The organism is Mesobacillus sp. MER 48, assembly GCF_023714225.1.
Lineage (GTDB): Bacteria > Bacillota > Bacilli > Bacillales > Cytobacillaceae > Mesobacillus > Mesobacillus oceanisediminis_A.
Map to the genome: position 1 here is coordinate 431,398 of NZ_JAMAUR010000002.1, position 23,188 is coordinate 454,585.

General features: G+C 45.3%; 21 protein-coding genes. 19 read left to right on the forward strand and 2 right to left on the reverse strand.

Annotation, left to right across the window (positions count from 1 at the left end; genetic code table 11):
* Positions 1–36: 36 nt before the first annotated feature.
* Positions 37–1,746 (reverse strand): Rqc2 family fibronectin-binding protein, encoded by a 1,710-nt coding sequence (locus M3593_RS08400; RefSeq protein WP_251542086.1) that lies wholly within the window; start codon positions 1,744–1,746, stop codon positions 37–39.
* 485 nt (positions 1,747–2,231) lie between these two features.
* On the opposite strand from M3593_RS08400, the gene M3593_RS08405 reads away from it, so the two are divergent.
* The 17 genes from M3593_RS08405 to spoVM all read left to right on the forward strand — a co-directional run bounded on the left by M3593_RS08405 (position 2,232) and on the right by spoVM (position 20,208).
* A complete protein-coding gene (locus M3593_RS08405) occupies positions 2,232–4,922 on the forward strand; it encodes a calcium-translocating P-type ATPase, SERCA-type (protein ID WP_251542083.1) in 2,691 nt (896 codons plus the stop codon).
* Between the two features lie 111 nt (positions 4,923–5,033).
* A complete protein-coding gene (locus M3593_RS08410) occupies positions 5,034–5,909 on the forward strand; it encodes a YicC/YloC family endoribonuclease (protein WP_144475000.1) in 876 nt (291 codons plus the stop codon).
* Between the two features lie 56 nt (positions 5,910–5,965).
* The gene (remA, locus tag M3593_RS08415) at positions 5,966–6,229 is read left to right on the forward strand and encodes an extracellular matrix/biofilm regulator RemA (protein WP_023614949.1); all 264 of its coding nucleotides are present in this window, start codon (positions 5,966–5,968) and stop codon (positions 6,227–6,229) included.
* A gap of 9 nt (positions 6,230–6,238) precedes the next feature.
* On the forward strand, positions 6,239–6,853 hold the full coding sequence (gene gmk, locus M3593_RS08420) for a guanylate kinase (protein ID WP_144474827.1): 615 nt from the start codon (positions 6,239–6,241) through the stop codon (positions 6,851–6,853).
* Positions 6,854–7,078 (forward strand): DNA-directed RNA polymerase subunit omega, encoded by a 225-nt coding sequence (gene rpoZ, locus M3593_RS08425; RefSeq protein ID WP_079508381.1) that lies wholly within the window; start codon positions 6,854–6,856, stop codon positions 7,076–7,078.
* A gap of 153 nt (positions 7,079–7,231) precedes the next feature.
* Positions 7,232–8,443 carry a bifunctional phosphopantothenoylcysteine decarboxylase/phosphopantothenate--cysteine ligase CoaBC gene (gene coaBC / locus M3593_RS08430; RefSeq protein WP_251542081.1) on the forward strand — a complete coding sequence of 404 codons (1,212 nt, stop codon included), beginning with the start codon at positions 7,232–7,234 and terminating at the stop codon, positions 8,441–8,443.
* Positions 8,440–10,854 (forward strand): primosomal protein N', encoded by a 2,415-nt coding sequence (gene priA, locus M3593_RS08435; protein WP_251542071.1) that lies wholly within the window; start codon positions 8,440–8,442, stop codon positions 10,852–10,854. Before coaBC ends, priA begins: the two co-directional genes overlap by 4 nt.
* A gap of 284 nt (positions 10,855–11,138) precedes the next feature.
* The gene (def, locus tag M3593_RS08440) at positions 11,139–11,624 is read left to right on the forward strand and encodes a peptide deformylase (protein ID WP_251542068.1); all 486 of its coding nucleotides are present in this window, start codon (positions 11,139–11,141) and stop codon (positions 11,622–11,624) included.
* A complete protein-coding gene (gene fmt / locus M3593_RS08445; protein ID WP_251542066.1) occupies positions 11,621–12,574 on the forward strand; it encodes a methionyl-tRNA formyltransferase in 954 nt (317 codons plus the stop codon). Before def ends, fmt begins: the two co-directional genes overlap by 4 nt.
* Positions 12,567–13,916, forward strand: a complete 1,350-nt coding sequence (gene rsmB / locus M3593_RS08450; protein ID WP_251542064.1) for a 16S rRNA (cytosine(967)-C(5))-methyltransferase RsmB — start codon at positions 12,567–12,569, stop codon at positions 13,914–13,916. The genes fmt and rsmB overlap by 8 nt, the downstream gene beginning before the upstream one ends.
* A 1-nt stretch (position 13,917) precedes the next feature.
* A complete protein-coding gene (gene rlmN, locus M3593_RS08455) occupies positions 13,918–15,009 on the forward strand; it encodes a dual-specificity RNA methyltransferase RlmN (protein WP_144474833.1) in 1,092 nt (363 codons plus the stop codon).
* A 4-nt stretch (positions 15,010–15,013) separates the two neighbouring features.
* Positions 15,014–15,766, forward strand: a complete 753-nt coding sequence (locus M3593_RS08460; protein ID WP_144475001.1) for a Stp1/IreP family PP2C-type Ser/Thr phosphatase — start codon at positions 15,014–15,016, stop codon at positions 15,764–15,766.
* A gap of 5 nt (positions 15,767–15,771) precedes the next feature.
* Positions 15,772–17,724: a Stk1 family PASTA domain-containing Ser/Thr kinase gene (gene pknB / locus M3593_RS08465; RefSeq protein WP_251542062.1), complete on the forward strand. Its 1,953-nt coding sequence runs from the start codon at positions 15,772–15,774 to the stop codon at positions 17,722–17,724.
* 18 nt (positions 17,725–17,742) lie between these two features.
* Positions 17,743–18,624 carry a ribosome small subunit-dependent GTPase A gene (gene rsgA / locus M3593_RS08470; protein ID WP_251542059.1) on the forward strand — a complete coding sequence of 294 codons (882 nt, stop codon included), beginning with the start codon at positions 17,743–17,745 and terminating at the stop codon, positions 18,622–18,624.
* 3 nt (positions 18,625–18,627) lie between these two features.
* Entirely contained in the window at positions 18,628–19,272 is a 645-nt protein-coding gene (gene rpe, locus M3593_RS08475; protein ID WP_251542051.1) for a ribulose-phosphate 3-epimerase, read from the forward strand.
* 70 nt (positions 19,273–19,342) lie between these two features.
* Entirely contained in the window at positions 19,343–19,990 is a 648-nt protein-coding gene (locus M3593_RS08480; protein ID WP_251542042.1) for a thiamine diphosphokinase, read from the forward strand.
* A 137-nt stretch (positions 19,991–20,127) separates the two neighbouring features.
* Positions 20,128–20,208, forward strand: coding sequence for a stage V sporulation protein SpoVM (spoVM, locus tag M3593_RS08485; RefSeq protein WP_144475002.1), 81 nt, complete (start codon positions 20,128–20,130; stop codon positions 20,206–20,208).
* A gap of 213 nt (positions 20,209–20,421) precedes the next feature.
* On the opposite strand, the gene rpmB is transcribed toward spoVM, so the two are convergent.
* Positions 20,422–20,610: a 50S ribosomal protein L28 gene (gene rpmB / locus M3593_RS08490; protein WP_023614934.1), complete on the reverse strand. Its 189-nt coding sequence runs from the start codon at positions 20,608–20,610 to the stop codon at positions 20,422–20,424.
* Between the two features lie 293 nt (positions 20,611–20,903).
* Between rpmB and M3593_RS08495 the strand changes: the two genes are divergently transcribed.
* Positions 20,904–21,266 carry an Asp23/Gls24 family envelope stress response protein gene (locus M3593_RS08495; protein WP_144474838.1) on the forward strand — a complete coding sequence of 121 codons (363 nt, stop codon included), beginning with the start codon at positions 20,904–20,906 and terminating at the stop codon, positions 21,264–21,266.
* Positions 21,267–21,281: 15 nt separating this feature from the next.
* Positions 21,282–22,952 carry a DAK2 domain-containing protein gene (locus M3593_RS08500; RefSeq protein ID WP_251542040.1) on the forward strand — a complete coding sequence of 557 codons (1,671 nt, stop codon included), beginning with the start codon at positions 21,282–21,284 and terminating at the stop codon, positions 22,950–22,952.
* Positions 22,953–23,188: the final 236 nt, after the last annotated feature.

Below are 23,188 nucleotides of genomic sequence, written 5' to 3' on the forward strand. Positions count from 1 at the left end.
GAGAACCTGCAGAGCTTGCCGGCAGGTTCTTTTGGGTCATTGCTTCAATTTCAGGATCACATCTTCATCTGGTGTGATATAAACGGTCTGCTGCTGTTCGTAAATGACGAATCCTGGTTTGGCACCGGCCGGCTTCTTTACATGGCGAACCCGGGTGAAATCGACTGGAACGGAGCTTGAATTCCTTGCTTTACTGAAATATGCGGCAATCTGGGCGGCCTCAAGGATGACATCTTCCGAAGGCTCTTTACTTCGGATCACCACATGTGATCCAGGAATATCTTTTGTGTGCAGCCAGATTTCATCACGGGCTGCAACTTTGTTCGTTAAATAATCATTTTGCTTATTGTTTTTCCCGACGAGGATTTCTGTTCCGTCAGTTGAATGATATTTTTCCAGGACAGGTTTCAGGTTCTGCTTATTCTTATTGCCCTTTTTCTGTCTCGCCCGGATATATCCGCCTTCAATCAATTCCTCCCTGATTTCTTCAATATCCTTTGGTGAAGCTGCTTCAACCTGCTGCAGCAGGGACTCGAAATAGGCCACCTCTTCCTGTGCCAGTTGAATTTGCTCCTTTACAATATTGACGGAGTTCTTGGCCTTCTGATACTTTGTGAAATATTTTTGCGCATTTTCAGATGGAGTCTTCCTCGGATCCAATGGTATGTTGATGGAAGCGCCGTTTTCATCATAATAATTCACGACCGAGATTTCTTGCATTCCCTTTTGGGCCATAAAAATATTCGCGGTCAGCAATTCTCCGTAGAGCTGGAACTGCTCTGCCTTTTTTGCATCCTCCAGGGTAGCTTCGAGCTTCTTGATTTTCTTCTCGTTCTTTTCTTTTTCATTCGCCAGCAGACGTTCCAGGTCATTTCCCTGCTGCTTGACCCTGTCGCGCTCAGCTTTTCCAAAATAAAAGCGATCAAGAAGCTGGCTCAGCGTTTCGAAAGATTTGGTCTCTCCCTGTAAATGTTCAAAAGGGAGCAGGTAAAAGGCTTCCTTATTGCTTCCATACGTTACAGCCGGCTTGTAATGATGATTTTTAATCTCTTCCATCATGGCGGCGAAAGCCTTAGGGAGAGTTGTCCGGTTGACGAGCCCTGCCTTAAAGGTAATCTCTTTTGCCAGTACAGGCGAAACCCCGGCAAAATTTGCAACCAACTGCTTATCGATTTTTCCAGCGTTGAAATCAACCACCCTGAGGACATCTTCTTCCCCAGCCTCAAGCGGGTTCAGTTTTTCCTGTTGAGGAGGCATGATATATTCCTGGCCAGGCATGATCGCCCGGTGTGAATTCACGGCGAAAGAAATATGCTTGATGCTGTCAAGAATGACGTTCCGGTTCTTATCCACGATGATTATATTGCTGTGGCGCCCCATGATCTCAACAATCAGCTGTTTGTATGAAATATCGCCGATTTCATTCCGTCCTTTCACTTCAAAAATAATCATTCGGTCAAGTCCTGCCTGCTTGATATCTTCGATGATGAATCCCTCCAGATGCTTGCGCAACAGCATACAGAACATTGGCGGCTCATTTGGATTATCATATTGCTCATTGGTGATCTGGACCCTTGCATAGCTCGGATGAGCCGAGAGCAGCAGCTTATGGTTGACACCATTCGCCCTTACCGCAAGAATGATTTCGTTTTTATATGGCTGGTGTATTTTATTGATTCTTCCTCCTTTAAGCAGGGAGGAAAGTTCATGTGTGATCGCTCTTGTAAACAATCCGTCAAATGACATTTGAATTACATCCTTTTCTATTATCTGGCATGATGGGGTAAAAGCGGGTATTCTGTCTAGCTTGTGCAAAGCTATTGGCGCCAAAAACGGCTGATTTTCGAAAAAGAAGTCACTAATACCGTTTGGAATAAGTGAGTTAACTTCATGTTTCTTATTGTCCAGCTACGGCTCCTAGCCCCTCGAGACGTTTCGGTCCGCCCAATGAAGTCAAAGAGCGACTTCACTGGTCGGTCCTCCAACGCTTGTCGGGTCTGACCAAGGCGCTTCCGCTTTTCTTTATCCAGCTCCAGCGCCTAGCCCCTCGAGACGTTTCGGTCCGCCCAATGAAGTCAAAGAGCGACTTCACTTGTCGGCCCTCCAACGCTTGTGGGGGCTGACCAAGGCGCCTCCGCTTTTATATCTACAAACATCTTATCATTTTTTTGGACAGGGCTGAATAAGCTTTCTTTAGAGTAGGACAAACAAGGAGGAAGTGTGATGGCCCCATGAAGTTCCATGAAATGAATGAACAAGAAATTGCTAGTGCCTTAAGAACAGATTTTACAGAAGGATTGGATGAAAAGGAAGTAAAACGCAGACGTGATCAGCATGGGTATAATGCTCTGGCGGAAGGCGAAAAGCAATCCGCCCTGTTATTATTCTTCAGCCAGTTCAAGGATTTTATGGTGCTAGTCCTTTTAGCGGCAACGTTAATATCAGGCCTTCTTGGTGAGATGGTTGATGCAATAGCGATCATTGCCATCATACTGGTTAATGGCATCCTGGGATTTTTCCAGGAAAGGAAGGCGGAGAAGTCACTGGATGCCTTAAAGGAACTTTCTGCACCTCAGGTACATGTATTAAGGGAAAGGGAATGGGTGAAGATTCCTTCAAAGGATGTCGTGCCAGGAGATGTCCTGAAATTCTCAAGCGGGGACAGGATTGGCGCGGATATTCGGCTGATTGAATCCTGGAGTCTTGAGATTGAAGAGTCAGCACTTACTGGTGAATCAGTTCCGGTTCAGAAAAGCACCACACCATTAAGGATTCCGAATCCGGGACTTGGCGATATGGAAAATATGGCGTTCATGGGCACGATGGTCACAAGAGGAAGCGGTACCGGGGTGGTCGTTGCTACGGGAATGAAAACGGCAATGGGGCAAATTGCTGATTTGCTGCAAACCGCTGAAGCACAGGAAACACCTCTGCAGCGCAGACTTGAACAGTTAGGGAAAATCCTGATAACAGCAGCGCTCTTCCTGACATTACTCGTTGTTGGGATTGGTGTTCTTCAAGGACATGATCTGTATACCATGTTCCTTGCAGGAGTCAGCCTGGCCGTGGCAGCGATTCCAGAGGGTCTTCCGGCCATCGTAACCGTTGCATTGTCACTGGGTGTCCAGAGGATGATCAGAAAGAATGCAATCGTGCGGAAATTGCCTGCAGTGGAGACGCTTGGCTGTGCATCTGTCATTTGCTCGGATAAGACGGGAACGATGACGCAAAACAAAATGACGGTGACCCATTTATGGAGCGGCAGCAAAACCTGGCGAGTTGATGGGGTTGGTTATTCCCCGACAGGATTGTTTTTCCATAAAGACAAAAGCATTGATCCACAGAGAGAAAAATCACTTCAGCAGCTGCTGACCTTCGGAATGCTTTGCAATCATTCCGAGATGATTGAGAAAGAAGGGGAGTATACCATCGATGGTGATCCAACCGAGGGGGCACTGCTGGTTGCCGCGATGAAAGCAGGGTTTAGGAAAAACCTCCTGCTCGAGCAATTTGAAATTGTCAATGAGTTTCCCTTCGATTCCAAACGGAAAATGATGAGCATGATTGTTAAAGATAAAACAGGCAGAAAGTTTGCTGTTGTAAAGGGAGCACCGGATGTCCTGATTGGACTAAGTGAATCCATTCTCTGGGATGAAAGGCAGCAAAGGTTAACGAAGGAATTGAGTGCAAAAGTCCAGGGAGCGATTGATGAATTGGCAGGTAACGCATTAAGGACTATTGCAATCGCGTTCAAGCCAATTCCTCAGGGGACGGTGATCCTCCATGAAAACGAAGCTGAAAAAGACTTGACCTTCATCGGGCTGCAGGGAATGATCGATCCGCCTCGCCCCGAAGTGAAAACGGCTGTAAAAGAATGCCGGGATGCAGGAATCAAAACCGTCATGATTACTGGTGACCATGTCATCACAGCAAAGGCAATCGCTAAACAGCTGGGGATTTTATCAAAAGACAGCAAAGTGATAGAAGGCAAAGCGTTATCCGAGATGTCAGTTTCAGAGCTCGAGGATATCGTAGACGATGTTTCGGTCTTTGCCCGAGTATCACCGGAGCATAAATTAAAAATCGTAAAGGCACTGCAAAACAGAGGGCATATCGTCGCGATGACTGGGGATGGAGTTAATGATGCACCGGCCATCAAAGCGGCGGATATCGGTGTGGCGATGGGAATCACGGGTACCGATGTAGCGAAAGAAGCTTCATCTCTGGTACTCCTGGACGATAACTTTGCCACCATCAAAGCAGCTATCAAAGAAGGCCGGAATATCTATGAGAATATCAGGAAGTTCATCCGCTATCTTCTTGCCTCGAATGTTGGCGAGATTTTGGTCATGCTATTCGCAATGATCATGGGATTGCCGCTGCCGCTCGTTCCGATTCAAATCCTCTGGGTGAATCTGGTTACAGATGGCCTGCCTGCAATGGCTCTAGGTCTTGACCAGCCCGAGGACGATGTGATGAAGAGGAATCCTCGTCATCCTAAGGAAGGTGTCTTTTCGCGCGGGTTAGGGTGGAAGGTCGTTTCCCGTGGTTTCTTGATTGGACTGATGACATTGATCGCATTCATCGTCGTATATAAAAGGAACCCGGATGAACTCATCTACGCCCAGACGATTGCCTTCACAACACTTGTCATGGCGCAGCTGATCCATGTGTTTGACTGCAGAAGCGAAAAATCGATCTTTGCCCGTAATCCATTTGGAAACAAATATTTGGTTTGGGCAGTAATCTCTTCGCTGGTTATGGTCCTTGGAGTCATCTATTCACCAGTCTTGCAGCCAATCTTCCATACTGTCCCGATCCTGCTGACTGACTGGCTGTTGATTATAGGCTTATCTGCCGTTCCAACATTTTTGCTTGCCGGAACATTTTTTGCAAGAAAAACAAAGAGAAATATGATATAATCCGTTAGGTAATAGAGAAGACTCTATTGCCTTTCTTTTTTTTTACATATATTACCCGTTCCATGGGTCAACAGGAAACTCGACTTTTTGGAGAGATTGGATGTGTCTGGAATGGTCGTCAGTATGACTGGGTTTGGCAGGGGCAAGGCAGAATCTGAACGTTGCAGTGTCACGGTTGAGGTGAAAACGGTCAATCACCGTTTTTGTGAATTTCATATTCGAATGCCGCGGCAGCTCCTGAAAACAGAAGAAAAAATTAAGAAGAAACTTGGCGAACATATTAAAAGAGGGCGAGTCGAAGTATTTGTCACTTTGGAAGGCGAAGGGATCGTCAGCCGAAGGGTACATATTGACTGGGAGGCCCTTGACGAATTTGTCGATAACATATCCGAAATTAAAAACAGGTACAGTTTAGCTGGAGACTTAGAAATCCGTGATATTGTCAGCAGGGAGGACATCATCCATATTGAAGAAAGGGAAGCAGAGAATGAGGAGCTGGATCTGCTTGTTCTATCTGCAGTCGAAGAGGCCGGCCTTAAGCTTGTAGAAATGCGCAGGCTTGAAGGTGCAGCCCTTCACAAGGATGTCTTGCAATATATAAGTCTGATGTCAAATCATATTTTGCGTGTTAAGCAATTTGCTCCCGATGTTGTGGACCAGTACCGTGAGAGGCTAAGAAAGAAGATGGCTGATTTCATGGAAGGCAATGCAGGGGATGACAGGATCATGACAGAAGCAGCCTTTTTTGCAGATAAAGCAGATATAAGCGAAGAAATTGCCAGGCTGGAAAGTCATGTTTGCCAATTCACCGAAATCCTGAAGGTGGATGAGCCGCTGGGAAGGAAGCTGGATTTCCTGCTTCAGGAAATGAACCGAGAGGTCAACACGATTGGATCCAAAGCGAATGATTCAAAGATTGCCAGGGAAGTTGTCGAGATGAAAAGCCTCCTTGAAAAGGTTAAGGAACAAGTACAAAATATAGAGTAGCGTTTAGAAAGGGCCTTGCAGGGCCAAAATAATTAACTGATGATTGGGGGACCATCATGGCAATTAAGCTTATCAATATAGGCTTCGGCAATATTGTTTCAGCAAACAGAATCATTTCAATCGTAAGTCCTGAATCAGCTCCGATTAAACGGATCATCCAGGATGCACGTGATCGTGGATCTTTAATAGATGCTACATATGGAAGAAGGACCAGGGCTGTCATCGTCATGGACAGCGACCATGTCATTCTCTCTGCGGTACAGCCGGAAACAGTGGCACACCGCTTGAATGACAGAGATGATATTATTGATGAAGGGTAGGACGTGTTCATGCAGGAAAAAGGATTGTTGATTGTGCTTTCAGGACCTTCCGGGGTTGGTAAAGGAACGGTCCGGAAAGAGTTGTTTTCCCAGCCGGATACCGCTTTTGAATACTCTGTGTCCGCGACAACGCGGCTTCCGCGGGAAGGAGAACGGAATGGAGTAGATTATTTCTTCAAAACAAGGGAAGAATTTGAAGAGATGATCAGGGAGGACCAATTGCTTGAGTTTGCAGAATTTGTAGGCAATTACTATGGCACTCCTGTTGAGTACGTCCGTGAAACTCTTGATGCAGGGAAAGATGTTTTCCTTGAAATAGAAGTTCAGGGAGCGAGCCAGGTAAGGAGGAAATTCCCCGAAGGCCTGTTCATTTTCCTTGCGCCGCCCAGCCTTTCAGAACTGGAGAACCGGATCGTGACTAGGGGCACTGAGACGGAGGATATCATCAAAGGCAGGATGAAAGCTGCAAGAGATGAGCTTGAAATGATGGAATTATATGATTATGTTGTTGAAAACGACCAGGTCGAGAGAGCAGCCGCACGTGTCAAATCGATTGTCGTAGCTGAGCACTGCCGCAGGGAACGAGTTCAACATCGTTATAAAAAAATGCTGGAGGTAGATTAAATGCTTTATCCTTCTATTGATTCTTTAATGACAAAAATTGATTCGAAATATTCTTTGGTATCTGTTGCAGCCAAGCGTGCACGCAGCATGCAGGTTCATATGGACCCGAAAATCGACAAGTATGTTTCCAACAAATTCGTTGGAAAAGCACTTGAAGAAATCAACGCTGAAAAGCTTCACTTCAAAACAGCCGGAAGCCACGAAGAGCTCAATATCAACGAATAACACCGCGATAACAACCTATTTATTGGGTTGTTATTTTTTTTGTTTTTCAAAAGTTTGAAGTGGATTAATCTTGCCTATTTCATGCTTATTAAGTGAAAAAATGTTATAGTTCTATCATAATGATAGATTGTTATAAAATGGGGGTTCTCTGACATGCTGAACGGTAAAAAGATTCTATTGTGCGTAACCGGCGGGATTGCTGTATATAAAGGCGCTGCGCTGACAAGCAAGCTGACCCAGGCTGGCGCAGAGGTAAAAGTAATCCTGAGTGAATCAGCAGCGAAATTTGTCACTCCGCTCACGTTCCAGGCGTTGTCCAGAAGTGAGGTTTATACCGATACATTCGACGAAAAAAATCCTGAAAATATCGCGCATATCCATTTAGCGGATTGGGCAGATCTGATTATCGTTGCCCCGGCTACTGCCAACATCATCGGCAAGCTGGCAAACGGAATTGCCGATGATATGATTTCGACAACGTTGCTGGCGGCGACTGCTCCGGTATGGATAGCTCCGGCCATGAATGTGCATATGTACCAGCATCCGGCCGTGACAAAGAATATGGAAACGCTCAGGAGCTTTGGCTATGAATTCATTGAACCAGGTGAAGGCTATCTGGCATGTGGATACACAGGGAAAGGCCGCCTGGAGGAACCGGAGACGATTGTAGAGCGCGCCAGTCAGTTTTTCAAAACAGAAAGCGGGGAACTTTCCGGTAAGACTGTTTTGATTACTGCGGGGCCAACGAGGGAAAAAATCGATCCAGTCCGGTTCCTGACCAATCATTCAACCGGAAAAATGGGTTATGCGATTGCCGGTGAAGCGGTAAAGATGGGGGCTAAAGTCATCCTTGTTTCCGGCCCGGTTTCCCTTATTCCGCCAAAAGGAGCAGAGCTGATTAAAGTTGAAAGTGCCGAAGAGATGTACAACGCCGCACTTGAAAATTTCGCGGAAACGGATGTCCTGATCGGAACTGCTGCCGTAGCAGATTACCGGCCTAAATATACTTTTGAAGAAAAAATGAAGAAAAAAGAAGGCGACCAGGCACTCGAGCTTGAACGGACGCAGGATATTCTTTTTGAACTAGGGCAAAGAAAAGCAGCTCAGGTCATTGTTGGATTTGCAGCGGAAACCAATGATATCGAAAAGCATGCTATGGGCAAGCTTACCCGGAAAAATGCTGACATGATTGTGGCAAACGACGTAAAACAGGCAGGTGCCGGGTTCGGTGCTGATACGAATATTGTCACCATGTACAAGAAAGACGGCAGTAAGAACGAATTGCCTCTCATGGGCAAAACGGAGGTTGCCCGCCGGATCCTCTCAGAAGTCGTCCTCCTTTTAAAAAAGGATGAAAGCCAATGAATATAGCTAGTGTTATTGTCGATGTACCTGCAAAGCAGACGGACAAAACATTTGACTATAAAATTCCCGAAAAGTTCCTGGAGGTCATTAAGCCCGGAACAAGGGTCATCGTGCCTTTTGGCCCACGGAAAATTCAAGGTTTTGTTACGGAGCTCAAAGACCAGTCGAGTTTTTCAAAGCTGCGTTCCATCGTTGAACCGCTGGATTTGACGCCGGTGTTGAATGAGGAGCTTCTGAAGCTGGGGGAATGGCTGACAGAACATACATTAAGCTATAAAATTTCCTCTTACCAGGCAATGCTGCCAGCTGCATTAAAAGCAAAATACGAGAAAAAGATTGTACTGGCAAAAGGGACCGAATTAAACAGCTTGCCAAAAAATCTTGCCGAACTCTTTCGAAATAATAGTGAGCTAAAATGGGAAGATGCCGTCGCACAGGGGCTTGTCCAGCAGCTGCAGAAGGAAGCGGCTGCCGGCAGGGTTGAGGTTGTCTACCAAGTGAAGGACCGGGTGCGCAAAAAACTGCTTAAGCATATTTATCCTGCGATTGGTTCGGAACAGCTGGAAGAAGCAAGAGCCAAGCTTTCATCACAAGCGTCAGGACAGCAGGCTGTGATTGATTTCTTCCTTAAGCATCCTGAGCCTGTGGAACAGAGGCTGCTTCTCACCACTCTTGGAATTTCCCAGGCATCGGTTCAATCACTCGTCAAGAAGGGAATCCTGAAGGCCGAAGAGATGGAGGTATACAGAGACCCCTACGCAGAAAGGGAATTTGAAAGGAAGGTTGCCCTGGAATTGACTGCTGAGCAAGAAAAAGCAATCAGCCCAATTCTATCTTCGATTGAAAAGGAGCATCATGAAGTCTTCCTTTTATATGGAGTCACAGGCAGCGGCAAGACGGAAATCTATTTGCAGTCGATCCAGGAAGTGTTGCGCAAAGGAAAGGAAGCAATCGTGCTTGTGCCAGAAATCTCTTTGACTCCCCAAATGGTCACTCGTTTCAAGGAGCGGTTCGGAGACCTTGTTGCTGTCATGCACAGCGGCCTTTCTGCAGGTGAGAAATATGATGAATGGCGGAAAATCCAACGCAAGGAAGTCAAAGTAGTCGTAGGGGCACGATCGGCGATTTTTGCTCCATTCGAAAACATTGGCATCATCATCATTGATGAAGAGCATGAAACAAGCTACAAGCAGGAAGAAAATCCACGCTACCATGCCAGGGATGTTGCGATTCAGCGTGCTAAAACCTATGCATGTCCGGTCGTTCTTGGCAGCGCCACACCATCACTCGAATCGTTTGCAAGGGCGCAAAAAGGGCGATACACTTTGCTGACACTTCCGAAACGGATGAACAACCAGGCACTCCCCGAGGTTGAAATCGTTGATATGCGGGAAGAGCTCCGAACTGGCAATCGCTCGATGTTTTCAGTAAAGCTTTTTGAAAAAATTAAAGACCGGCTTGAGAGAAAAGAACAGACAGTCCTATTCCTTAATAAGCGCGGACATTCGTCTTTTGTCATGTGCCGTGATTGCGGCTACGTGATGAATTGTCCTCATTGCGATATCACGCTGACCTACCACCGGTACAATGAACAGATGAAATGCCATTACTGCGGATATGAAGACAGAGTGCCGACTATTTGCCCTGAATGCAATAGTGAACATATCCGTTATTTCGGGACAGGCACCCAAAAAGTGGAGGAAGAGCTGCTCAAGCTCATTCCTGAAGCGAGAGTCATCAGGATGGATGTCGATACGACTGGTCGAAAGGGGTCCCATGAGAAGCTGCTGACTGCTTTCCAGGAAGGACAGGCAGATATATTATTGGGGACTCAAATGATTGCCAAGGGGCTTGATTTCCCCAATATCACGCTTGTAGGCGTGCTTTCGGCAGACACGATGCTGAACCTCCCGGATTTCCGTTCTTCAGAAAAAACTTTCCAGCTTCTGACCCAGGTCAGCGGGCGTGCTGGAAGGCACAAGCTTCCAGGTGAGGTGGTTATCCAGACTTATACACCTGAGCACTATAGTGTTGAGCTGGCAGGAAGCCAGGATTACGACCGGTTTTACCAACAGGAGATGCTGATGCGGAAGGTGCATCAATATCCGCCGTTTTATTATTTGTCCCTAGTTACGGTCAGTCATGAAGAATTGATGAAGGTCGTATCGGTCACCGAGAAAATCGCCAAATTCATCACTTCCAGATTGTCGAAGGATTCAGTGGTCCTCGGGCCAGTTGCGTCACCGATCCCTCGCATCAATGATAGATATCGTTATCAATGTTTGATAAAATACAAAAAGGAACCAGAGCTTAGCACTACGCTAAAAACCATACTGGACCATTACCAGCAGGAAATGGGATCAGGCGGGCTGCAGATTTCTGTCGACCTGAACCCTTACATCCTGATGTAATGATTCATTTTATGGAAGGCTGTTTTCGTAATGGTTGTTGTTAAAATCTTAAAGCCGATTTTAACGTGATAATAGCTGTTTTGTATGTCGGTACTAAGTGTGCAAGCTCTTTTCTCATAATAGTCGTTAATTATGTGAATAATCTAAGGTGATTCAATCCTATTTTGTAGGCAATAGCAACAAAGTTTTTGAGAAAAGAGCCTTATGGAAACATGAAAGTTTACAGTAAAAGCTGATTGAACAAGCTAATACTATATTCAAATGGAGTTATTGGAGGATTTATTTTGGCAGTAAGAAAAATAGTAACCTACCCGGCAGAAATTTTGGAGCAGGAATGTGAAAAAGTCACCGTTTTTGATAAAAAGCTGGCCAAACTGCTGGATGATATGTACGATACAATGATCGAGTTTGATGGAGTCGGCCTGGCCGCCCCTCAGATAGATATAAAGAAACAGATTGCGATAGTCGACATCGATGATGAGCATGGAACGATCGAGATGATCAACCCGGTAGTTCTTGAAACCAGTGGCGAGCAGACCGGGCCGGAAGGGTGTTTGAGCTTCCCGGGATTATACGGAGAGGTAACCAGACCGAATTATGTGAAGGTGAAGGCCCAAGACCGGAAAGGAAAGGCCTTTGAAGTCGAGGCAGAGGAGTTTTTAGCAAGGGCGATCCTCCATGAAATCGACCATTTGCACGGTGTGTTATTTACCACGAAAGTGTCCAAATATATGGAAGAAGCTGATTTAGAGGAGTTGAACCAGGAATGACAAGAATCGTATTTATGGGAACTCCAGACTTTTCAGTACCGGTTTTGCGAAGACTGGTAGAGGAAGGTTACGAGGTGGTCGGTGTCGTCACGCAGCCTGATCGCCCTGTTGGCAGAAAACGAGTCCTGACTCCACCTCCTGTAAAAGCGGAAGCGCTGAAACTTGGCATCCCTGTTTACCAGCCGGAAAAAATCCGCCAAAAGGAAGAACTGGATAAAATCCTCGAGCTTGAACCAGATTTAATCGTCACTGCGGCCTTTGGACAGATTTTGCCAAATCAGCTGCTTGAGGCACCAAAGTTTGGCTGTATCAATGTCCATGCTTCCTTGTTGCCCGAACTGCGCGGCGGTGCACCAATCCATTACGCAATCATCCAAGGAAAAAAGAAAACGGGAATCACGATTATGTACATGGTTGAAAAGCTGGACGCAGGGGACATATTGACACAAGTCGAAGTACCGATCACGGAAACAGATACAGTGGGTTCATTGCACGATAAAATGAGCCCTGCTGGAGCAGATCTTTTATCAGAGACGATTCCAAAGCTATTGAACGGGGAGATCACTCCTGTCCCGCAAAATGATGACGAGGCGACTTTTGCCTGGAATATCAAGCGTGAACAGGAGAAAATCGACTGGACAAAAACAGGACACGAAATCTATAACCATATCCGCGGCATGAATCCCTGGCCGGTTGCCTATACGACAATGGAAGGTGCAGTGGTGAAGATATGGAATTCCGTGAAGATGGATTATAAAGGAAGCGAACAAGCCGGGACCATCGTCAAGATTGAGGCTGACGGTTTTATAGTGGCAACCGGAGATGGAACAGCTATTAAGATTACAGAGCTCCAGCCAGCTGGCAAGAAAAAGATGGACGCTAAGCAATTCCTGCTTGGGGCAGGGTCGAACTTAGAGACCGGCGTCAGGTTAGGAGACTTAAATGAGTAAAAAGAAGAATGTCAGGGATACGGCAGTGCAGCTCCTGGAAACGATTGAAAAGAACCAGGCTTACAGCAATTTGCTCCTGAACAATGCAATCGAAAAAAATGAAATCAGTCCGATTGATGTCGGCTTGCTGACTGAATTGGTATATGGTACTTTACAGCGTAAGATGACTCTTGATTTCTACCTTAAGCCATTTATCGAGAAAAACAAGAAATTGCAAACCTGGGTGGTCAATCTGCTTCGCATGACCGTTTACCAGATGGTGTATTTAGATAAAATACCAGACAGGGCAGCGATTTTTGAGGCAGTCGAAATTTCCAAGCGGCGAGGACATAAAGGCATTGCCAGCCTGGTGAACGGTGTCCTCCGCAGCATTCAGCGAAATGGACTTCCTTCTCTGGATTCGATAACCGACCCTGCGGAAAGAATATCAGTAGAGACCAGCCACCCATTATGGTTAGTCAGAAGGTGGGTCGGCCAGTTCGGGATTGAAAAGACGAGGGAAATGTGTGAAGTGAATCTGACTGCACCGCTGCAGACAGGAAGGGTCAATTTGACACGGATTTCCCGTGATGAATGCCTGGAATTGCTGGAAGAAGAAGGTTTCGAAGTAGAACCGAGCCCTATCTTGCCTGAAGCCATCAAATGCCTCCGAGGCAATCTCGCATCTTCAAAGGCATTTAAATATGGCTTGTTGACAATTCAGGATGAGAGTTCTATGCTAGTTGCCCACGCACTTGGCATAGAGGAAGAAGAGGTAATCCTTGATGCATGTGCGGCCCCTGGGGGGAAATCCTCTCATATTGCAGAGAAACTCGGCAACAGCGGAAAAGTGATTTCACTGGATCTTCACGAGCATAAGGTCAAGCTGATTGCCCAGAATGCCGAGCGTCTTGGGCTTGAAAATATTGAAGCTCAAAAAATGGACAGTCGAGAGGCGGCACATCATTTCAAGCATGAATCGATTGACCGAGTTTTGCTCGATGCTCCTTGCTCAGGACTTGGCGTAATGAGACGGAAGCCTGACATGAAATATACGAAAAAAGAACAGGATCTCAGTCAGCTGAAATCAATCCAGCTCAGCCTTCTAGAATCTGTCGCGCCATTGCTTAAAGATGGCGGAACGCTTGTCTATAGCACTTGCACAGTAGACAGGGAAGAAAACCAGGAAGTAATAGAAATATTTTTACGCGAGCATCCTGAATTCTCGGGAGATCCAACTCTTGCAGAAAGAATGCCAGAAGCAATCAGGCCATTGATCAATGGCTTCGATGTTCAGATTCTTCCACAGGATTTTGGTTCTGATGGGTTTTATATTGCTTGTTTGAGAAAGAAGGTGGAATAACATGGAACAGGAAAAATCAACTAGAACACCAGCAACACAAGAATCAGTCAAGAAATCCATTTATTCACTTCAGCTGCACGAACTGAAAGACTGGCTGAAGGAACAAGGAGAAAAGCCATTCAGGGCAGAACAAATTTATGACTGGCTCTACAAAAAGAGAGCAGCATCATTTGAGGATATGTCCAATCTGTCAAAGCCTTTAAGGGACAAGCTGGATCAGCATTTTGTGCTGACAACACTCAGCACGATCATCCAGCAGACATCATCTGACGGAACCATCAAATTCCTGTTTGAACTGCATGATGGAGTATCGATCGAGACGGTGCTTATGAGGCATGAATATGGAAATTCAGTTTGTGTCACCACACAGGTGGGCTGCCGTATTGGATGTACATTCTGCGCTTCCACACTCGGCGGTTTAAAAAGGAATCTGGAAGCAGGAGAAATCGTTGCCCAGGTCGTAAAAGTACAACAGGCACTTGATGAGACAGATGAGAGAGTAAGCTCGATTGTCATCATGGGGATCGGCGAACCGTTTGATAACTATGACAACATGCTTTCATTCCTGAAAATCATGAACCATGACAAAGGCATGAATATTGGAGCGCGCCATATTACCGTGTCTACAAGCGGAATCATTCCTAAGATTTATCAATTTGCGGATGAAAATATGCAAATCAACTTTGCGATTTCACTTCATGCTCCGAATACCGAGCTTCGAAGCAGATTGATGCCGATCAACCGAGCATACAAGCTTCCTGATCTAATGGATGCGGTCCGATATTATGTGAACAAAACCGGCCGCAGAATCAGCTTTGAATATGGTCTTTTTGGAGGAGTGAATGATCAGGTTGAGCACGCAGAAGAGCTTGCCCAGCTGGTAAAAGGATTGAAATGCCATATCAATTTGATTCCGGTCAACTATGTACCTGAACGTGATTACGTAAGAACACCTAAGAGCCAGATCTTCAAATTTGAACGCACTCTTCGCGACCGCGGAGTGAATGTAACGATTAGAAGAGAACAAGGGCATGACATTGAAGCAGCTTGCGGACAACTTCGGGCAAAAGAAAGAAAAGAAGAGACGAGGTGACAAGATGAAGGCTGTTTTCATGACAGACAGGGGAAAGGTCCGCCTGCATAATGAAGACAATGGCGGCATCTTTATGAACCCTCACGGACAGCGCCTTGCCATCGTAGCAGATGGCATGGGCGGCCACCGTGCAGGAGATGTAGCCAGTGAAATGACAATCCAGCATCTAAAAGTTCTCTGGGAAACGTCAGCATTGATACATACAGCAGAAGAAGCGGAACAATGGCTGCAGGAATCTGTTGTACAGGTGAATCAGGAGATCTTTCAGCATTCATTGAATAATACGGAATGTGAAGGCATGGGCACAACAATTGTTGCCTCCATTTGCACGAATCTGTTCGCAACAGTGGTGAACATAGGAGACAGCCGCTGTTATTTACTGAATGAAACGGGATTCAAACAGCTGACAGAGGATCATTCTCTCGTCAATGAACTTGTACGTTCCGGACAAATTTCCAAAGAAGATGCAGAGCATCATCCTCGTAAAAATGTTCTATTAAGAGCCCTTGGAACAGAAGAATCAGTGGAGATGGACATTAAGACCATCATCTATGAAGAGGGAGATGTGCTGTTGCTTTGTTCGGATGGCCTTTCCAATAAAGTGAGCCAGGAAGAAATGGAAAGCATCCTGACAGACAATAATATGTCACTGGAAGATAAAGCGGCAGAATTTATTAAAAGGGCCAATCAGTATGGCGGCGAAGATAATATAACTCTTGCAATCGTCGAATACAAGGAATTCAACGAGGGCAGGTGAAAAATATGATCATCGGAAAAAGAATCAGCGGTCGTTATAAAATCAAGGATATGATTGGCGGCGGAGGTATGGCGAATGTCTATCTTGCCCATGATATGATCCTTGACAGGGATGTTGCGGTCAAAATGCTCCGTCTTGATTTTGCCAATGATGATGAATTCATCCGCAGGTTCCATAGAGAGGCACAATCTGCAACGAGTCTGGCCCATCAGAACATCGTCAGTATATATGATGTCGGTGAAGAGGATGGTCTATACTATATTGTGATGGAATATGTCGATGGCCAAACACTGAAGCAATACATACAGCAGCATGCACCCGTTCCTGTTGAAGAAGCCCTAGACATCATGAAGCAGCTGACATCTGCTATCTCTCATGCCCATCACAATCATATTGTCCACCGTGATATCAAGCCGCATAATATTTTGGTAGACAGCAGCGGTACAGTGAAGATCACAGACTTTGGCATTGCGATGGCATTGAGTGCAACGAGCATCACCCAGACGAATTCTGTGCTTGGATCTGTGCATTACCTGTCACCAGAACAGGCCAGAGGCGGCATGGCAAATAAAAAATCGGATATTTATTCAATCGGGATCGTCATGTTCGAATTATTGACAGGCAGACTCCCTTTTTCAGGTGAATCAGCCGTTTCGATCGCATTGAAGCATCTTCAATCAGAAACACCTTCATTAAAAAGGTGGAATCCGCAAATTCCACAGAGCGTAGAGAATATCGTGCTTAAGGCCACTGCGAAAGATCCTTTCCATCGATATGACAATGTCGATGAAATGGAAGATGATCTAAGGACAGCACTTGACAGCAAGCGTCTGAATGAGAGCAAGTTTGTGATTCCTAAGGACGATGAAGCAACCAAAGCAATCCCTATCATAACGAATGACCGGCCTTATCATAATCTTGATGAAACCATTATTCGCAAAGATGCTTTAGACTCCATGGATCAGCCATCAAAGGATAAACCTGTGAAGAAGAAGAAAAAGAAATGGCCAGTGATTTTAACTGTTTTGTTTTTGCTCATACTGACTGCGGGTATTGTCATGGTGACAATGGGGCCAGATCTTTTTGGGCCAAAGGATAAGGAAGTGCCGGATGTAAGTGGCATGGAAGTAGAAGAAGCAGTCGCTGAACTCATGTCTGCAGGTTTTATTATTGGGGACAAAAAAGAGATTAGCGATGAAGAGATCGAAGAAGGAAATGTCATCAGAACAAATCCGAAAGCCGGTAAGATGATAAAAGAGGGAAATAAAATTGATCTTTATATCAGTACTGGCAAAGAAGAAATAGAGTTATCGGATTATACCGACAGGGCCTACGATGATGTCGTCAAACTGCTTGAAGGTAAAGGCTTCAAAGATATCAAAAAAACCGAAGAGCATGATGATAGCGAGCCTGGGACAATTCTGGAACAATATCCTCCTGGTGGGGAGTCTGTTGTCCCCGAGGACACAACTTTGGAATTCAAGGTCAGCATGGGTCCTGAATTGGTAACTCTGGGTGATTTAAAAGAATACAACCAGAGAAATCTCGATCTTTATGCTGACACCACTGGGCTTGTTGTTGAAAGTACGGAGGGTTTTCATGATACCATACCGGCCGGATTGGTTATATCCCAAAAACCTGAAGCGGGAACTCAACTGCCGCCAGGAAGTAAGGTAAGTGTCGTCATTTCAAAAGGACCGGAACCTGTTCCGAAAGAAAAGACGATTGAAATTAACGTACCATACCAGCCTAAAGAAGAAGGCGTTCCACAGGAACTCAAAATCTATATGAATGATGTAAACCATACAGATGAAGCTCCAGTAGATACGATTGAAATCACAGAGGACACAATGATTAGCCTTGATTTCCTAATTGCTCCTGGCAAAAAGGGTGAGTATCGAATTCTGCGGGATGGAGAAATCTTTGACAGTGGCAGCGTTGATTATCCAGAAGACTAACAGACAGGGAGTGTTGCTATGCCTGAGGGCAAAATTATCAAGGCGCTGAGCGGTTTTTATTATGTTGCCAATGAGGACGGTATAGTGCAATGCCGCGGCAGGGGGGTTTTCCGCAAGAATAAGGTTACACCCCTTGTTGGTGACGAGGTGGTTTATCAGGCTGAAAATGACACGGAAGGTTATATCCTGGAAGTCAAGGACCGGAAAAATGAGCTGGTCCGTCCGCCGATTGCGAATGTGGACCAGGCCATCCTTGTTTTTTCTGCTGTTGAACCTGGATTCAGTACAACCTTGCTCGACCGGTTTTTGGTTCTTGTTGAGTATAACCACATTGAGCCCCTCATCTGCATTACGAAAATGGATTTGACCAATGAAGAGGAAAAATCACGTCTCGAGGAATATGCAGAAGATTATCGGAAGGCAGGCTATGAGGTTATTTTTACATCCTCTGAAACTTCAGAAGGTCTGGAAAAGCTGAGGCCGCATATTGAAGGTAAGATTTCTGTCTTTGCCGGTCAGTCAGGGGTCGGGAAGTCATCCCTGCTCAATGCGATCAGGCCGGATCTCGAGTTGAAAACCGATGATATATCCTCCCATTTGGGAAGGGGCAAGCATACAACAAGGCACGTAGAGCTGATTACGATTAACAATGGGCTAGTTGCTGACACTCCAGGATTCAGTTCTCTGGAATTCACAGAGATTGAAACAGAAGAGCTGAATTCATGCTTCCCTGATATTGCTGAGTTCAGTGAGAATTGCAAGTTCCGCGGCTGTCTTCACATGGCGGAGCCTAAATGTGGGGTCAAGGCAGCAGTTGAGTCAGGAATTCTGCCTGAATACAGGTATGAGCACTATAAAGACTTTTTGTTAGAAATCAAAGATAGAAAGCCGAGGTATTAAATCATGGTTAAGATCGCACCTTCAATCTTATCGGCAGACTTTGCCCGACTTGGCGAAGAAATAAAGGATGTCGAGCGCGGTGGGGCCGATTATATACATGTGGATGTAATGGATGGGCATTTCGTGCCGAATATCACGATCGGGTCTCTGATTGTCGAGGCAATCAGGCCGGTTACAAAGCTTCCGCTTGACGTTCACCTGATGATCGAGAACCCGGACCAATATATCGAAGCATTTGCCAAGGCAGGGGCCGATTATATCACTGTCCATGTGGAAGCATGCAGGCATCTGCATAGGACCATACAATTGATTAAATCGACAGGGGTCAAGGCAGGCGTCGTCTTGAACCCTGCTACACCAGTTGATAGCCTGAAGCACATAATCGAGGATGTTGATATGGTCCTGCTTATGTCTGTTAATCCTGGATTTGGCGGTCAGAAGTTCATCTCTTCGGTCCTTCCAAAAATCAGGCTGGTTAAAGAACTTGCTGATTCACTAAATCCAGACCTGGAAATAGAGGTTGACGGCGGCGTGAACGAGGAAACAGCCAAGCTTGTAATTGAAGCAGGGGCCAATGTTCTGGTGGCGGGTTCAGCAGTCTTCAATAAAGAAGACAGGGAAGCCGCAATCGCCAGCTTGAGACCATAAAGAAAAGCCAGCCTTGCAGAGGCTGGCTTTTCTTCAATAAGTGGAATCCAGAAACAAAGGAGATTTTTTAATGAGAATTAATTTGGTTGCCGGTGGACCGCGGTACATGATACCAGATTTCCATCTCTATGAAGAGGAAAACGTGGTTTGGATCGGGATCGATAGGGGTGTATTCTATTTATTAGAAGCAGGATTAAATCCCGCAGCAGCATTTGGCGATTTTGATTCCGTTTCCGAAGGAGAAATGGAAAACATTGAAAAGACGGTTGCTGACCTGAAGAAATTCAAGCCGGAAAAAGATGAGACAGATATGGAGCTGGCTCTAAATTGGGCCCTTGACCAGCACCCGGAGTCAATCACCATTTTCGGGGCGACAGGGGGGCGCCTTGACCATTTGATGGCCAATATCCAGCTGCTGGTCAGGCCTCTTGAGAAGGATGATTTTGTACACATCCAGATCATTGATACCCAGAATATCTTATATATAAAAAAACCAGGATGCTATACAGTTAACCCAAATGATGATTTTAAGTACATTTCCTTCCTTCCAATCACACCGTCTGTATCCGGACTGTCACTTGAAAATTTTAAATACCCGTTAATTGATTGTCATATTCCAATGGGCTCGACACTATGTATTAGTAATGAACTTATTAGAGGTCATGGTACTTTTTCTTTTTCCGAAGGCATATTATTAGTAGTAAGGAGCAAGGATTGAGATGTCTTCATTTAGCTCAGGGTTCTTTTCAGCAATATGATTTCTTCCCCTGAAAAGAGCAAATTTTGTATACCCGGGAATATACTATAGGGATACAGAAAGAAGACTGTTTGCGAGAGATGGTGAGGAGGGACGGTATGAGATTCTATACAATCAAACTGCCTAGATTTTTGGGTGGCCTCGTACGGGCGATGTTAGGTGCATTTAAGAAGGATTAAAAACCATTTAGTATGGAGTAATCAAAGATTGAAAACCGATATGCAAGCATTTGGCACCCTGGTTACGGGGTGCTATTATTTTTTCATGAATTGGGCAGAATGAACAGAAGGACGGACGGTGAGTGTTCAGGCAATAAAAAAAGGCACCCTTTATGGATGCCATGCAGCTCACTTCCGGCTGCTGGAGCCAGGCAGCAAGTCTGCGGTTTTTAATTATACGCGTTCAACTTTACCTGATCTTAGAGCTCTTGCAGATACCCAAACACGCTTTGGCTTACCGTCTACAAGAATACGTACTTTTTGAAGGTTAGCACCCCATGTACGCTTGTTAGCGTTCATTGCGTGGGAGCGTGCGTTACCAGAACGAGTTGATTTACCAGTTACTACACATTTACGTGGCATATGATTTCCCTCCTAACTGACAGAGCTGTTACTATTTTTTGCTGCAATTATTTGCATATCGTCAGAATTGCGAATGAAACAGGATAACCTTTTCTCTGACATACTTTAATAATTTATCATAGAAATTTCCCATTTGCAATACTTCCGGCAAAAGCTATAAAGAAAAAAACCTTGACATATAGTTCAGATTCTTGCTGAATAATAAAGGGAAGTGCAGAATAACTTTAAAAATTGATTGGCTTATAGTAAAATAACTGTAGCATAATGCTATTTTTCCAAAGGGGGAACGAATCATGTCCATCGAGCTAAAAACGAAGTACGGACAAATTGATATATCAAATGATGTCATTGCAACAATTGCAGGCGGTGCAGCAGTTGATTGTTATGGTATTGTCGGGATGGCTTCTAAGAATCAGATCAAGGACGGATTAACAGATATCCTGCGCAGGGAGAATTTTACCCGCGGAGTCATCGTTCGCCAGGAAAATGACGAAGTACATATCGATATGTATATTATTGTGAGCTATGGGACGAAAATTTCCGAGGTTGCCCACAATGTCCAATCAAAGGTTAAGTACACCCTTGATAAAACAGTCGGGCTGGCTGTTGACTCGGTCAATATTTACGTTCAAGGAGTTCGTGTAACGAACCCGTAAGAGGAGGAAAGATTTGTGTCTATTAATGTTCTAGACGGAAAACGTTTTGCGGAGATGGTGATTCAGGGTGCCAACCATTTGGCGGCCAATGCCAAGTATGTCGACGCGTTGAACGTCTTCCCTGTTCCTGATGGTGATACGGGAACAAATATGAATTTATCCATGACTTCCGGAGCTAAGGAAGTAAAGAACAATGTACAGGAACATATCGGGAAGGTGGGTTCCGCGCTTGCCAAAGGTTTGCTTATGGGAGCGAGGGGCAACTCAGGAGTCATCCTGTCCCAATTATTCCGCGGATTTGCGAAAGCAATTGAAACAAAGCCGGTTGTAACAGCTGTTGAATTTGCTTCTGCATTAAACGCGGGTGTGGAGACTGCTTATAAAGCAGTTATGAAGCCGGTTGAGGGAACGATTTTAACAGTGGCCAAAGATGCTGCAAGGCATGCTGTTGCAGTTGCGCCAAACTACGAAAGCATTGACGGACTTATGGAAGAGGTTCTTAAAGAAGCAAAGGCTTCATTGAATCGTACGCCAGATTTGCTGCCGGTCCTAAAGGAAGTAGGAGTAGTAGACAGCGGTGGACAAGGCCTTGTCTTCGTTTATGAAGGTTTTCTTGCAGAATTGAAGGGCGAAAAGCTTCCTGATTCCCCATCGGCGATGCCAAATATGACTGAGCTTGTAAGCGCCGAGCACCATAAGAGCGTCCAGAGCCACATGAATACTGAGGATATTGAATTCGGCTATTGTACCGAATTCATGGTTAAACTTGAGGGGAAAGAGACATTCTCTGAGGAGAATTTCCGTCAGGACTTGAGCAAATATGGAGATTCTCTTCTCGTCATTTCCGACGAAGAGGTCGTAAAAGTACATATCCACTCAGAACAGCCTGGCGATGTATTGTCATATGGACAAAAATACGGAAGCCTCATCAATATGAAAATTGAAAATATGCGTCAGCAGCATACAGATATTGTCGGTGAACCGACAACACCTTTGCGCACACAGGCTAATGAACCAAAGAAAGAAAAGCAGGAATATGGAATCGTCGCTGTCTCGATGGGTTCCGGAATTGCTGAACTTTTCCGCAGCATTGGTGCCAACGCCGTGATCGAAGGCGGCCAGACGATGAATCCGAGCACCGAGGACATCATCAAGGCTGTCAAAGAGGTGAACGCACGCAAGGTCATCATCCTGCCGAACAATAAAAATATCATCATGGCTGCAGAACAGGCTGCCGAGGTAGCGGAGGAAGAAGTGGTAGTCATCCCTTCGAAAACTGTGCCTCAGGGAATGACAGCATTGCTTTCATTCAATCCATCAGCCGATCCTGCCGCAAATAAAGATGCCATGTCAGAAGCGATGCAGCATGTGAAAACGGGCCAGCTGACTTATGCAGTTCGTGACACCAGCATCGACGGACTTGAAATCTCAACCGGAGATTTCATGGGCTTGGCGGATGGGAAAATTGTCTTGAAAGATCGTGATAAAGTTAAAGCAGCAAAGGACCTGCTGGACCAGATGCTCGATGAAGACACTGAAATCCTGACCATCCTTAAAGGGGAAGATGCTTCAGATGATGATGTTGATTCCATCGTTGAGTTTGTTGAGGGCAAGTATGGAGATGTTGAGATAGAAGTCCATAATGGAGAACAGCCATTATACGCCTTCATCTTCGCGATTGAATAATTAATCCGATGTCGGAGAATCTCCGGCTGGACAAATAAAATTGTTATATGATACTAAGAAATAGAAGGGGAATCCCCTTCTATTTCGTTTTGTATATAAAAGGATTGTTTCCGCATTCATATGTGAAAAGGTAAACGTAAGAACAGCTGTAGATTCGGATACGCAGTGGGTGGACAACAGGGGGAAAAGCAGACTATTTTGCATGGTCATGTCTGATTCCACGTAAAACAAATAAC